The following is a 13,918-nucleotide window of genomic DNA, read 5'->3' on the forward strand; positions in this document are numbered from 1 at the left end:
CTGTTAGCCCGCAGGGGCCCGGGCCGTCACGCCTCGTGGGCGGCCGGGAGGGCCACCACGAACGGCTGCTGCACGAGCCGGAAGGGCTCCAGCGCCTCGCAGCGCTCCGCATGCGCCGCCAGCGCGGGATGGGCATCCGCGTCGAACACGCCCGGATGCGCCTCGTGCACGAAGCGCAGCGCGCACGCGACCGCGACGTCCGCGTGCCCGAGCGCCTCGCCGAACCACCACGGCCCTGGCCCGGCCGCGCGCTCGGCTTCGAGCACGCGCAGGACGTCGCCGATCTGCGCCCGGCAGCGCGCCGTCCACAGCGGCGTGCTGCGGGCGTGGAGCACGCGCTCGTAGACCAGCGCCACGGCCTTGTCCGCGAGCCCCGATGCCAGCGCGCACGCCTTCTGGGCCGCGCGGCGCTCCGGACCTGCCGGCGCGATCAGCGCCCGGCCCGCGCCCACCTGCTGATCGAGGGCGTCGAGGATGGCGCTGGTCTCGATCAGCACCTCGCCGTCGTCCAGGACGAGTGTCGGCACCCGGCGCAGCGGGTTGTATGCGGCGATCGCCTCCGCGTCGCCGAAGACCGACCAGGGACGGTGCTCGAAGCCGATGCCGTAGAGGTGCAGCGCGATGCCGACGCGGCGGACGAAGGGGGAATCGTACTGGCCGATCAACAGCATGTCGTCTGCTAGGGCGGGTGCCGGACCCATGCAAGCCGCTGCACGATCGCGCCGTCGTCTCCGACGACGAATACGGGAAGATGCGCGCGCATGGTCGCGGTCCTGGCCGCGACCATCGCCGCGGTACCCGGCTGCTCGTACTGGCGGGCCTGCCTGGTAGCGATGCGGCGTCCGCGAGCTGGAGGGACGCCGCCCGGGTAGCCGTTGTGGGCACGGCGAACGCCCCGACCGCGCGCGGCCATGCCCGTGCCGGCCGTGACGCAGCTCCTCCACGACCTCGAACATCTCCTCCGCGGTGGCGCGATCGGCACGGCGAGAATACCAGCGCCGCCGCCGCGCGATGCTCGAGACGAGTTCGGCCGCCGCGCGATGCGGCCGCTCACGCTCCGGCGCGGAATGGCTGGTTGTCGGCCGGCCGCGGCGGCGCCGCCGGGTCGGGGATCGCCGTCGCCTGGTCGGTGTGGTCGGCGAGCCAGCGCAGGATGCCGGCGCGCTCCAGCAGCGTATCGAGCGCCGGGCTGCGTGCGGCCACGTAGCGCGCCATGAGGATGCCGCGGGCGACGTCGAGGAAGTTCGTGGTCGCGATCTCGGCCGTCACGCCCGACGCGAAGTCGACCGTGGCGGCGCCGGCGCGGGTCGCGCGCGTGACCCAGGGGAGGTAGTGGCGGCCGGTCTCGGCGAGGAGGGCGACGAGCGTGTCGGGCAGCGCGCCGGCGTCGAGCCAGGCGCCGGCGGGCCGCCGCTCCGGCGCGAGGAACGCGTGCGTGTACGCGACCATCTCCGGCGCTGCGTCCTCGACCCAGCGGCAGCACAGCGGGTCGCCGAGGAAGTGCGCGACGTTGCCGCCGAAGAGCGCGAAGTCGGCGAGCGACGGCCGCCCGCCGAGGACGCCGCCGTGGATCGCGACGTGCGCGCCGAGCGCGCGCTGCCAGGGCAGCAGCGACTCGGTGACCCACGCGTCGACGTTGGCGGGGGTCACGCCGAGGCGCGGCAGGCAGGCCGTCATTGCGCCCGTCACCAGCTCGCGCGTCGCGCCGACGCCGATGCCCGTCTCGAGTGCGCCCTCGCGCGCGATGTCCCAGCTGCCCGACGCCGCGTTCTCCGGGAAGAGCCAGCGCGTGCCGACGGCGTGGCGGTAGAGCCATTCGTCGGCGAAGTCGTCGAGCAGGAAGGCGAGGAAGGCGAGCAGCGGGTCGTCCGGGACGACGCTCGCGCCGGGATGGCGGCGCTCGAGATGCAGGATGACCGCCGTCGAGTCCCAGATGCGCGTGCCGTCGGGGGTCGTGACGACGGGGATGCCGCCGTTCCAGCCGTCCTGCCGGGCCTCGAGGTTGGCGCCGATGCTCGGGCGGAGCCGCCACGGTAGGCCCTTGTGGTCGAGGTATCCGGTGACCTTGCGCGTGAAGTAGGACGGCGTCAGGCCGTGGACGACGTACATCGCCGCTCGTGTAGGCCGGGCGGGCGGTCGGCTCAAGGCCGGCGCAGTGCGACGCGCAGCTGGTCGTAGGCGAAGATCGTGCCGCCCGCCCAGCGGTCGAGCACGTCGGCGATGAAGGCGTCGATCAGGTCCGCCGGCAGCTCGCCGGTCCAGGCGACGAAGGTCGCGTGCGCGAAGCGCGCGAAGGCCGCGCGGCTGCCGAAGTCGAACGCTCCCTCCAGCACCTCGAGCCGCTCGATCGCGAAGCCGGCCGACTCGGCGAGCGCGGCGAAGGCCCCGGGATACGGATGTGCGAACGGCGTGCGGTGCGCGGGGAGCTGCGCCGTCCAGGGCGGCGAGGCGGCGACCGCCTCGATCGCGTCCTCGAGCGACCGGCGCTGCGTGCGCGGCACCAGCTGGAGCAGGGCGCGGCCGCCCGGCCGCAGCGCCGCGTGGATCGCGCGCAGGGCCGCGTCCTGCTCGTGCACCCAGTGCAGGGCATTGAACGAGACGACGCGATCGAAGGCCCCGGCGTGCCCGAGCGTCCGGGCGTCGCCGACCTCGAAGGCCAGGTTCGGCGCGGCATGCGTCCGCGCCGCGAACGCGATCATGTCGTGCGACGGATCGACGCCGAGCACGCGCCCCGACGGCGTGCGCGCCGCGATCGCGGCGGTGACGCGGCCGTCGCCGCAGCCCACGTCGAGCACGTGCTCGCCGTCGGCGAGCGTCACGGCGCCGAGGGCGGCGGCGGCGAGCTCCTGCTGGAGCCGCGAGACGGCCTCGTACTCGGCGCCCTGCCACTCCGTCATGACGTGCTATGCCGCCCGGAAGCGCAGCGGCAGGCGCCCCGGCACCCGGAACAGCGACGGCCCCCACGTCACCGTCGGCTCGACGAGCGCGAGGTCGGTGAAGCGCTGCACGAGGCCGCCGATCGCGAGCTGCCCCTCCAGGCGTGCGAGGTGCGCGCCGAGGCAGAAGTGCGGCCCCCCGCCGAACGCGAGGTGGGGGTTGGGATCGCGCCCGACGTCGAGTCGGTCGGGGTCCGCGAAGACCGCAGGGTCGCGGTTGGCGCTGGCGAGCATGGCCCAGATGCGCGCGTCCTTCGGGATCACGACGTCGCCGAAGGCGAGGTCCTCGTGCGCGACGCGCCCGGTGAGGACGATGGGCCCGTCGAAGCGCAGGCACTCCTCGAGCGCCGACCTCGTCAGCTCCGGCTGCGCGCGCAGCAGGGCCAGCTGGTCGGGATGGCGGACCAGCGCGCGGACGCCGTTGGCGATGAGCCCGATCGTGGTCTCGAAGCCGGCGATGAGCAGCCCGATCGCCTGCGAGAGCAGCTCGCTCGGGCTCAGATGGTCGCCCGCCTCCTCGGCGCGGATCAGCTCGGAGAGGATGTCGTCGCCCAGGCGCTCGCGGCGTGCGGCGACCAGCTCCTGGAAATACATGGCGAGCTGCATGGCCGCGGTCTGCGTCTCCGCCAGCTGCTCGGGCGTGAGGAACGACGACGCCAGCGCGTGCGTGGCCTTCGCCGTCCACACCGTGAAGCGGTCGCGGTCCGCGACCGGCACGCCCATCATCTCGCAGATCACCGTCGAGGGAACGGGCAGCGCGAGGTCGGCGACGACGTCCATCTCGCCACGCGGCGCGACGCGGTCGAGGCACTCGTCGACGATGCGGGCGACGTTGGCTTCGAGCGCGGCGATGGCGCGCGGGGTGAAGGCCCGGCTGACGAGCTTGCGCAGGCGCGTGTGCGCCGGCGGGTCGCGCTGGAGCATGAACTCGCGCGGCCCGGTGAGCGACTCGTCGACGCCCGGCAGGGCGCCGTCGGTGGTGCGGACGCCGACCGGCGAGTCGTGCAGCAGCCGATCGACGTCGGCGTATCGCGTCACGCGCCAGATGCCGGCGGGCGTCAGGTGGATCGGCGCCGTGTCGCGCAGCCGCGCGAGCAGCGGATACGGGTCGTCGCGAAACTCCTGGCTGAAGGGGTGACAGCCGAACCAGGGATCGCCGCCGGTAGCCGTGGGGTTCCGCATGGGGCCCGTCTCACCACGGCCGTCCGGCCCTCACAAGCATGGGCCCGGCCGTTCTCGGCCGGCCGGGCCCGTGCATTCAGGCGGCGTTGCGGCCGTCGGCCTGCGGCTCGGGGGCCGGTGCCGGGGTCGTCTTCTCGATACGCGGCGCCAGACGCCGCGCGCGGCTGCGCAGCCAGTCGCCGTCGATGCCCAGCTGGTTCGTGACCCAGCGGAACGAGAACGGCGACTCCGCGTCCGAGGCGATCCAGGCGCGCGCCTCGTCACGCTCGGCGTCGCGGCTGCGGCCGGAGGCGTCGAGCAGGGCGCGCTCGAGCACCGCCAGCACCAGGCGGCGGCACGGGTCGTCCGGCGGGGCGGCGCCTGCCATCTGGCTCGGGAGAAGCAGGTCGGGCTGGAAAACCGTGCCGGTGGGGTCGGTGGGGAGGGACCGATCGATCTCCTTCGTGGGCTCGTCGTGGTGTTGCACGCGGGCGAGGTAATCATTCCGGCGCGCTATGGCCAGCCCGCGTCTGCGCAGAAGGCGCTCGCAGCGGCCTCCGGCACGCCGATCAGGGTGCCGGCAGCGCCGCGACCACGGCCGTTCCCGGGCCCTTCTCCACGCGGAAGCGCATGTGCACCGGCTGCCCCTGCACCTCCCAGGAGGCGACGTAGTCGCCGAGCGTCGCACGCAGCTCGACCACGCCGGTGGCGTCGGCGGTGAGGCTCGCGCGCGTGCGCCAGCGGTCGTTCAGCAGCGACGCCACCGCGGCGCCGTGGCGGGTGAGGGAGCCGTCGTCGTCCCACAGCCCGTGGTGGAGGTGATTGCGGGCGTTCACCGCGTTCCACAGGCCCCAGAACACGATCTGGTCCACCGCCGGATGGCCCCACCAGACGCGCATCAGCGCCTCGGCCTGCGCCGCGCGCAGCTCGGGCGCGTCGGGGGCGACGAAGTTCACCTCGGTCATGTGGATCGGTAGGCCCGTCTCGGCGAGCGTCTCGAGCGCCGCCGCGTAGTCGTCGATGCGCGTGCGCCGTGAGAGGTCGGCGGTCCCGCCGGCGTAGACGATGCCCGGGACGAAATGGGCCTGTTGGCCGATGGCATGGATCGGCACGCCGGCCGCGCGCAGGGTGCGCACGCGATCGCGCACGTCGGCGGCGCTCGGACCCGGAAGGCCGGTGAAGACCTCGGTGATCCACTCGTTGAAGACGAGCTGGCAGCCGGGGTCGATGGCGTGCACCCAGGCGTAGATCTCGGGCAGGATCTCGACGCCGAGCCGGTCCATCAGGAACGGCGTGAACAGATTCAGGGTCTCGTTGGTGACGTCCCAGACGTCGATGCGGCCGCGGTAGCGGGAGACGGTCGCCTCGACGTACGCCTTCAGGTAGCCGCGCAGCTCCGCGCGCTGTGCGAGCGTCAGGGTCGGGTTCGGGAAGCGCTCGCGGATCCACACCGGCACGCCGGAGCCGCTCGAGAACGGCGGGACGTTGCCCCAGAAGAGCGTATGCCCCTTCACGGGGAACGCCTGTCCCGCGGCCCAGGTGATCTCGGAGTCGGCGAGCTCGAACGCGAAGCGATCCGGCGTCGGCTGCGCCGTCCGCCACTTCATGCCGGTCTCCATGACGACGAAGTTCGCGTGCTTCTGGGCGAGGTCGGTGTAGAACGCGAGCTCGCCGGGCGCGTTCACGAACTCGCGCAGGTCGATGGGGAAGCCGAAGGCGAAGCCGTGACGCGTCTGCGTGACGGTCACGGTCGCGCCCGGTGCGCCGACCCACAGCCGCAGCGGGCGCGAGCGCAGCGTCGCGGCGCGCGCGTCCGCGGCGGCGACGACGGCCTGCTCGGCGCCGTCGAGCAGCAGCGCGAGATCGGCCGGCTCGCCGGCCGGCAGGTCGGGCAGGGTCGCCGTCCCCGTCTCGGCGTGCGCGACGGCGTAGCCGCACGACGCTTCGCCGGCGGCGCGGGCGCGCTCGCAGCCGAGGGAGCAGTGGAGGTCCCTGCGGTCGCAGCGGGCGCGGCATCCCTGGTACGCGGCGCGGGCGGCGCTGCGGCAGCCGCGAGTCGTTGCCGCACAGCTGGCGTCAGCCGCGGCGCAGGCGACGGCGCAGGCGTCGACGGCGCGGCAGTCGGCCTTTCGCGGTCGTGCGCGCCGCGCGGCATGCCGCGCGACAGGTCGCGATCACGGGACGCTCCCCGAGCCGCGTGCAGTTGCCGTCGCAGGCGCGCGCCGCCCAGGCCGCGGCGGCGCCGCAGGCGCTGCGCACGGCGCGGCAGGTGGGGCCGGCCGCCGACGCCGACGAGGACGGCGCGGCGACGAGCAGGGCGACGACGAGGGTGAGGACGGACATCTGCGGCAGGTTCACGCGGCACAGCGAACCACGCGCGCCTCCGGGCGCGCAACGAAAGACCGCCGTCGCCGGCGACGGCCGTGGCGGCGCGGTGCCGTTCGGGGGAGCCTTCGGGCGTCGATCGGGGCGTCGCTCGCTCGCCGTGAGGGGGGAGCGCCGTCGAGGCGTTCGGCCGCGACCCCCCTCGACAGGACCCACGATCGGCGCATGGTGGCCCCACCGACGCTCGCGGGAGGGGCTCATGCGGACCGTTCGGGGACTTCGCGCCATCACCGCCGTGGTGGTGTGTCTCGTGCCGGGACTGGCCAGGGCGAGCGGCTTCGCGCTGACGGAGCACGGGGGGCGCGGGCTCGGCAGCGCCTGGGCCGGCGAGGCGGCCGTCGCCGAGGACGCCCGCACCATCTACTTCAACCCGGCGGGCATGACGCTGCTGCGCGGCACGAACCTCGTCGGCGGCATGGCGGGCATCCGTACCTGGGGCACGTTCGACGACGAGGGCTCGCATCTGAACCCGATCGCCGGCGGCGGCCGGCTGCGCGGCAGCGACGGCGGCAACGGCGGCGCGCTCGGTGCCGTGCCGTCGTTATACGTCTCGCACCAGCTGCTCGACCGCCTCTGGATCGGGCTCGGCGTCGACGCCCCGTTCGGGCTCCGCACCGCCTGGGAGCCCGAGTGGGTCGGCCGCTACAACGCCGTCGTCTCGGACCTCAAATCCGTCAACGTCAACCCGAGCCTCGCCGTGCGCGTGCTGGATCGGCTCTCCCTGGGCGCCGGCCTCAACGTGCAGTACGCGCACGCGAAGCTCACCAACTTCCTCGACCTGGGGACGCTCTGCATCGAGCAGGGGCTGACGCCGGAGCTGTGCACCGCCGCCGGGGTGCCGCCGCAGGGGGCGGACGCGTTCGTGAAGATCGTCGGCAGCAGCTGGGGCGTGGGCTGGAATCTGGGTGCCATGTGGGAGCCGCGCAGCGGCACCCGCGTCGGCCTCACCTATCGGTCCCGCGTCCAGCACGTGCTCGAGGGCGACGCCGACTTCAGCGTGCCGCCGCAGGCGCGCGCGCTGGTGCGGCCGACCGGGCAGCTGCGCGACACCACCGGCAAGGCGCCGGTCGAGTTCCCGGACTCGGCCTCGCTGGCGGCGTTCCAGCAGATCACGAAGCGGCTCGCGGTCATGGGTGACGTCACCTGGACGCACTGGGACCGCTTCCAGACGCTCTACGTGAACTTCGCCAACCCGAAGCAGACCGACTTCAGCGCGCCCGAGCACTGGCGCGACAGCTTCCGCGTCGCGCTCGGCATGCGCTACGACGCCACCGAGCGCTGGAGCCTGCGCGCCGGCTTCGCGTGGGACGAGACGGTGATCTCGAGCCCGCGCTTCCGCGACCCGCGCATCCCGGACAACGACCGCTACTGGCTCGCCTTCGGCGCCGGCTACCAGGTGACGCCGGCGTTCCGCCTCGACGCCGGATACGCCCACATCTTCATCCCCGACGCCTCGACCCGGAACCGCGATGCGGTGACGGGCAACGTGCTGAAGGGCGAGTTCTCGGCGATGGCCGATCTCGTCGCCTTCCAGGCGACGCTGACCTTCGACTGACGGGCGGCCCGGAAGCCGCCCGCTGGTCGAAGGGACGTCCGCTCAGGATTCCTTTAGGGCTTCCTCACGGCCTCTTGGCGTTGAACTCGGTGGCCGAGTTGCGGCGCACGTTGGGCAGCACGGCCTCGAAGCAGCCGCCGTCGTTGCGGATCACCTGCACGGTGGCCTGGCTGCCGCCCGCCAGCGCGGCGGCGATGCCGGTCGGCATCGCGGTCTGACCCTTCGCCGCCTTGTTGGCGGCCTTCAGGGTGATGCTGCCCTTGCCGGGCGTGCCGCCCTTCAGGATGAGGTTGCCGACGCCGTGGGCGGCGGCCGCCCGATCCTTGTAGCGATAGCCGGTCGTGCCGTTGGCCCCCCAGCAGGGCTTCGTGCCGCAGAGCGCGCCCGGACGATCGACCGTCAGGTTCGCGACCAGCGCGCCGGACTGATCGTGGATGCAGAGGGCGTACTCGGTCGGCCCGCTCACGGGGTTGCCGAAGCTGGCCGCCGTGAGGTTCGGGAAGAGCCGCTGGAGCACCAGCTTCACCTTCTCGTTGCCGGCGACCTTTTCGTTGACCGCCAGCGACGCGCCGCTGCCCGACGCGCAGCCCGCCCGCGGCGTCGCCGTGCAGGTGACGGGGCCGGGGAGGGTGGTGGTCGTCGTGCTGGTCGAGGTGGTCGTCGTGGTGCTGGTGGTGGTGCTGCTCGTGGACGTGGTGGACGTCGACGTGGTCGTCGTCGTGCTGGACGTCGTCGTGGTAGTGGACGTCGACGTGGTGGTGCTGGTCGTGGTCGGCACCGTCGTGGTGGTGGACGTCGTGGTCGTGGTCGTGGTCGGCACCGTGGTGGTGGTGGTCGTCGTCGTCGTGGTCGTCGTGGTCGTCGTGGTCGTGGTGGCGAGCGTCGTCGTGGTCGTCGGCTCGTCGGTGTCGCAGGCGTCGCCGATGCCGTCGCCGTCGCCGTCGGCCTGATCGGGGTTGTAGACGGCGGGGCAGTTGTCGTCGCCGTCGAGCACGGTGTCGCGGTCGCGGTCGATGCCGACGCGCACGCCCGAGCCGGGCGGGACGGCGGTGTAGGTCAGCTCCTGCCCGGGCACGGCGGCGAGCGCCCGCAGCGCGGCGTCGCTCAGCACGGGATCGGCCGCCTTGTCGCTGCGGAACGTCCCGCCGGCCTGGCGGACCCAGCCGCGCGGCTCGCCCGCGAGCGTGCCCTTCACGACGAGGTCGCTCTCGGTGACGGCACCGCCGAGGATCTTCGAGGTGAACGGCGCCGCCGCCCGCTGCACGAGGAGGTTGATGCGCGGGTTCGCCACCGCCGCGTTCGTCGACGACAGCGTGATCTGCTGCCCGACGATCGGGGCGAGGTCGGTGTCGAAGGCGAGGACGAACTGCTCCATCTGCCGGCGTTTCGTGTCGCCGTTGTTCGCGCCGTCGAAGCCGACGCCGTTGGCGTTGTTGAACACGGTCGCCTGGAAGAAGCGGAAGACGGTGTCGATGCTGCCGTCGTGCAGGAAGCCGAAGCCGCGGACCTGCTCGCCCTGGAAGCCGTTGTTGCCGGCGTTGAGGAACGGGATCGCCGGCAGGCCGAACATGCCGACCTTCTGGTAGAGGTTGCGCAGGTGCGCGATCTTCACGATCTGCGTTTCGTTCTCGAAGCTCGCGTCGCCGTTGGTGCCGAAGAAGCCCTGGCTCGCATCGAGCGTGTGGCAGCCGTTGCAGTTGAAGCCGAGGTTCGGGATCGGGAAGCCGTCGGAGAACCGGCTGCCGTTGTAGAAGTCACGGCCGGCCTGCTGGTCGGCGTTGAGCGCGTTGTTGAGCGCCCGGATCGGGTTCGGCGGCAGCGTGATGCGCAGCGCGAAGTCCGTGAACGCCTGCATCTCCGCGACGGTGACGTCCTCCTCGCGGCCGAGCAGGCCCGAGAAGGCGACGATGAAGTTGTCGAACGACAGGGCCTCGTCGGTGCCGATGCCGAACTCGCCGTTGGCGCGATCGCCGCGCCAGTGCATCGGGCCGCTGTTCACGAGCCCGCGCAGCGTCTGCGTCGTCATCGGGCCCTTCATCGGGTGGAACTGGTTGACGTTCGCGCCGCCGTTCACCTCGGAGCCTGCGCCGATGCTGAGCTTGATGGTCATCGGGTTGCTGGTGACGACGTCGTCGGGGTTGCCGAGGTCCCACGCCAGGTCGTCCATGTCGCCGAAGATGTGGCAGCTGGCGCACGACGCTTCGCCGTTCGCCGACGTATGGAACGCGTCGTAGAGGAACGGCCGGCCGAGCACGACCTCGAGCGGCTCGGGATTGTGCAGCGGCAGCCGCGACTCCTCGACACCGGTGCCGAGGTGGATCACCGACACCGTGTTGTCGAAGCGCGTGAGGACGTAGAGCTTGCCGTTCGTCTCGTCGAGTGCGAGGCCGGCGGGGCCGCCGCCGCTCACGGCGAGGTAGCTCGCGCTCGTCGTCGTGGGGTCGAACGTGTCGGCCGCGAGGGCAGCGGTGGAGAACACGCCGATCTTCTGGGAGCCGAAGGCGGCCACGTAGAGTGTCGTGCCCGTGCTGTCGATCACGAGGTCGACGGGCGTGGAGAGGCTGTGGTTCTTGGCCGTCGCGTCGAAGCCGACGTCGTGTGCGAGCAGGTCGTAGTCGAGGTGCTTGTTCAGGTGGCGCGGCTTGATGTTGACGCCGGAGACGTTGGTCGTGTTCGGCGCGTCGATCACCGTGATGCGCGACTCGGCGAGGTGGCCCTGTACGGTCGAGCCGCCGACGATGCCCGGGCCTTCGAAGCGCACCTCGTTGATCGCCTCCGTGTTGCTGACGAAGAGCGCGCCGGTGGCGGGGTTGACGGCCATGTTGAAGAGCGTCGTGCCGACCGACGCGTGCGTCGCAACCTGCGCGAGGCTCGTCGCGTTGATGGCGAAGACGTCGCGGTCGGGCAGGGTGAAGCGGACGCCGTTGTTCCAGTTACGGCCGAGCTCGTCCTCGAAGCGCGCCGTCGCCTTGTTCCACTTGACGATGAGGCCGACCTCGGGCGCCGCGACGCCCTGCACGTTGTTCGTCGGGCCGGGGTTGCCGCCCGGCATCTGCCCGCCGGCGAGGCCGCCGGGCACGGTGACGCCGTCACCGGCGCAGGGGCCGGCGCCTGCGAAGCCGTTGCAGACGCGGCCCTCGCTGACCGTCGTCGTCTGGTTGCCGGAGTGGAAGCCGGCGGCGTAGACGGTGCTGCCGTCGGCGCTCACGGCCAGCGCGCGCGGCGTGTCGGTGAAGAGGTTGACGATGCGCAGCGGCGTGCCGCCCATGGTGGCGCCGAGGCTGGTCGCGTCGAAGACCCACACGTCGGCACGGCCGACGCCGGCCGTCGTCAGCTGCGGATCGCCCGCGCCGGGCACGGCCGCGATCGAGGCGTCGGTGCGCTGCTGGCCGCGGTGCGCGGTGGTGATGAAGGCGCGGGTGCGGCCCGGGCCGGCGAAGACGATGTCGCGCGGCTCGTCGCCGACGAGCAGGGTGCGCACGACGCGCGCGGGGCTCGAGGACAGGTCGACGATCGAGACGCTGTCCGAGAGGTGGTTCACCACCCAGACCTCGGTGTTGGTCCGCGCGGCGACGGCGACCGGCTCGAGCCCGACCGGGATCGCGGCGAGGTGCGTCAGGCCGGCCGGGCTCACGCCGAAGACCTCGAGCCGGTTGTCCGGCGTGTTCACCGCGAGCAGCGTGCTGCCGTCCGGCGTCAACGCCAGCGGCCGCACGGGTCCCGATTCGAAGGTCACGAACGACGTCTGCGCCGCCGCGGGCACCGCCGCGAGCGCCACCACCGCGACGAAGACCGCCCCCATGCCACCATGCGCCAGCCGGCGCGTTCCTCGAACGATCATCGCATGGACCCCCCTCTATGGATCGCGGTGGTCGCTCTACCCGGATGCAACGGCGGGCGTCCAGCGTTTTCCACGTCGCCGCTCGCCGTGCGGCGCGGGTACGGTCCCCGCACGCGGACCCGCCGCGCCGTCGTCTCGCCGTGTTGCTGCTGTGCGCCGTGCGGGGCGGAGCCGCGGAACGCTGCGCGAGCCCCGTCCATGCGGCCGGCCTCGGCGTCGACGGGTGGCAGCAGACTATCTGTGATCCTCTGCTCCCAGAACGCTGTATGTTGCCATTCCCCAACGACTTCTTCGCGGCGAAGGACCCGCCCGCCGGCGCCCCGGAGGGCGGATCGCGGCGACGGTCGCAGCCCGCCCGAAGAAGGTCGCCGGCACCCCGATCGGCGCCGTCGCGCCGAGCCGCGACGACGGCTTCGGCCCCGGGGGCGGCCCTCCTGCCGTGGATGCCCGGCGTCGACCTCGTCCTCGGCGCGCGCCGGGCGCTCAGCGCTTGAATCTGATGAGGAGGCCGAGGAGCTGCCGCGTCCGTGCCGAGTAGGGCGGGTAGAACATATGCAGCAGCGAGAGGCGCGGGTTCTTGAAGACGGGGCGCAGCTTCGAGAACTCGAGGAAGCCCTCGTGTGCGTGGTAGTGGCCCATGCCGCTGGCGCCGATGCCGCCGAACGGCATGTCGTGCTGGGCCACGTGCAGCATGCAGTTGTTCACCGTGACGCCGCCCGAGATGGTCGAGTAGACGAGCCGGTCCTGCACGGCCTGGTCGTTCGTGAAGACGTAGAAGCCGAGCGGGCGGTCACGGCCGTTCACGTAGGCGATGACCTCGTCGAGGCTCTGGTAGGTCTTCACCGGGAGGAGCGGCCCGAAGATCTCCTCCTGCATGATGGTCATCTCGTCGCTGACGCCGAGGACCATGTGCGGCGGGATCTTCCGCAGCTGGTCGTTGAACGTCATGCCGGGCACCAGCGAGACGACCTCGGCGCCCTTCGCGGCCGCGTCGTCGAGCGTCGCGCGCAGGCGGCGGTACGACTTCTCGTCGATGACCGACGTGTAGCTCTGCTGGTTCGTGTCCGGATAGCGCTGCGGCACGATGCGCTTCGCGGCGGCGACGAAGGCGTCGCGCTTGCTCTCGGGCACGAAGAGGTAGTCGGGCGCGAGGCAGGTCTGCCCGGCGTTCAGGTACTTCGCGTAGAGGATGCGCGACGCGGCCTCCTCCACGTCGAAGTCGTCGCAGACGATCGTCGGCGACTTGCCGCCCAGCTCGAGCGTCACCGGGGTGAGCGTCTCCGCCGCCGAGCGCATGACCGTGCGGCCGGCGTCGGCCGAGCCGGTGAAGATGATGTGGTCGTAGGGCAGGGTGGAGAAGTCCTGCGCGCGCACGCCGGGCAGGATCGCGAGCGTCTCCTCGGGGAAGACGGCGCGCACCCTGTCGGCGAGCAGGCGGCAGAGGTGCTGCGAGTTGCTCGCCATCTTCACCATCGCGCGGTTGCCCGCGGCGAGGATGCTGGTGAGGGGCCCGATGGTGAGGAAGAGCGGGTAGTTCCAGGGGGAGACGACGCCGACGACGCCCTTCGGCATCGGGATGACCGTGTTCGACCCGGTCGCAAAGAGGACGGAGACGTGGCGGCGCTGGGGGCGCATCCACTTCTTCAGCTTCTTGCGCGTGTCGCGGATGCCGTCGACGCTGGTGAACAGCTCGGCCATCAGCGACTCCTCGACCGAGCGGTGCCCGAAGTCGGCGTTGATGGCCTCGGCGATCGCGGTCGCGTTGTCGACGAGTATGCGCTCGAGCTTGCGCAGGTTCTCGTCGCGCTCCTCGCGCGAGGGATACGGATGCTTCAGGTACGCCTGCCGTTGGAGGGCGAAGACCCGCTGGGCCTCGTTCTCGGCGACGTCGATGCGGCGGAGCTGCGCGGTCTGGGCCATGAGCTGTCCCCCTGGGATGGTGTCGGGGGGATACTCACCGGAGCGGGGGCGTCGAGGCAACCCCTGCGGCCGCGGCCGCGCGCCCGCCGGCGAAGGGGCCGAATCGACCCCCACGCGGAT

Annotated in this window: 9 protein-coding genes and 1 pseudogene; 1 reads left to right on the forward strand and 9 read right to left on the reverse strand. The window is 72.5% G+C overall.

All coding sequences use genetic code 11. From position 1 onward, the window contains the following. Nucleotides 1-26: 26 nt before the first annotated feature. The 7 genes from KIT14_15935 to KIT14_15965 form a co-directional block, all read right to left on the reverse strand. Nucleotides 27-671 (reverse strand): glutathione S-transferase family protein, encoded by a 645-nt coding sequence (locus tag KIT14_15935; GenBank protein ID MCW5892015.1) that lies wholly within the window; start codon nucleotides 669-671, stop codon nucleotides 27-29. 379 nt (nucleotides 672-1,050) lie between these two features. Then, complete coding sequence (locus KIT14_15940) at nucleotides 1,051-2,109, reverse strand: glutathione S-transferase family protein (GenBank protein ID MCW5892016.1); 1,059 nt, start codon at nucleotides 2,107-2,109, stop codon at nucleotides 1,051-1,053. A 32-nt stretch (nucleotides 2,110-2,141) separates the two neighbouring features. Next, nucleotides 2,142-2,897, reverse strand: coding sequence for a methyltransferase domain-containing protein (locus KIT14_15945; protein ID MCW5892017.1), 756 nt, complete (start codon nucleotides 2,895-2,897; stop codon nucleotides 2,142-2,144). Nucleotides 2,898-2,903: 6 nt separating this feature from the next. Next, nucleotides 2,904-4,118 carry a cytochrome P450 gene (locus KIT14_15950; protein MCW5892018.1) on the reverse strand — a complete coding sequence of 405 codons (1,215 nt, stop codon included), beginning with the start codon at nucleotides 4,116-4,118 and terminating at the stop codon, nucleotides 2,904-2,906. A gap of 76 nt (nucleotides 4,119-4,194) precedes the next feature. Further along, nucleotides 4,195-4,584: a hypothetical protein gene (locus KIT14_15955; GenBank protein ID MCW5892019.1), complete on the reverse strand. Its 390-nt coding sequence runs from the start codon at nucleotides 4,582-4,584 to the stop codon at nucleotides 4,195-4,197. An 82-nt stretch (nucleotides 4,585-4,666) separates the two neighbouring features. Then, nucleotides 4,667-5,845 (reverse strand): endo-1,4-beta-xylanase, encoded by a 1,179-nt coding sequence (locus KIT14_15960; GenBank protein ID MCW5892020.1) that lies wholly within the window; start codon nucleotides 5,843-5,845, stop codon nucleotides 4,667-4,669. A 328-nt stretch (nucleotides 5,846-6,173) separates the two neighbouring features. Then, complete coding sequence (locus KIT14_15965) at nucleotides 6,174-6,455, reverse strand: hypothetical protein (protein MCW5892021.1); 282 nt, start codon at nucleotides 6,453-6,455, stop codon at nucleotides 6,174-6,176. Between the two features lie 226 nt (nucleotides 6,456-6,681). Here KIT14_15965 and KIT14_15970 point away from each other — a divergent pair, with 226 nt between their 5' ends. Beyond that, a complete protein-coding gene (locus KIT14_15970; GenBank protein MCW5892022.1) occupies nucleotides 6,682-8,037 on the forward strand; it encodes an outer membrane protein transport protein in 1,356 nt (451 codons plus the stop codon). Between the two features lie 976 nt (nucleotides 8,038-9,013). Here the strand turns inward: KIT14_15970 and KIT14_15975 are convergent. Next, nucleotides 9,014-11,839, reverse strand: a pseudogene (locus KIT14_15975) (hypothetical protein). A 522-nt stretch (nucleotides 11,840-12,361) separates the two neighbouring features. Then, on the reverse strand, nucleotides 12,362-13,798 hold the full coding sequence (locus tag KIT14_15980; protein ID MCW5892023.1) for a coniferyl aldehyde dehydrogenase: 1,437 nt from the start codon (nucleotides 13,796-13,798) through the stop codon (nucleotides 12,362-12,364). Nucleotides 13,799-13,918 lie beyond the last annotated feature (120 nt).

This window comes from bacterium (assembly GCA_026129405.1).
Taxonomy (GTDB): domain Bacteria; phylum Desulfobacterota; class Binatia; order DP-6; family DP-6; genus JAHCID01.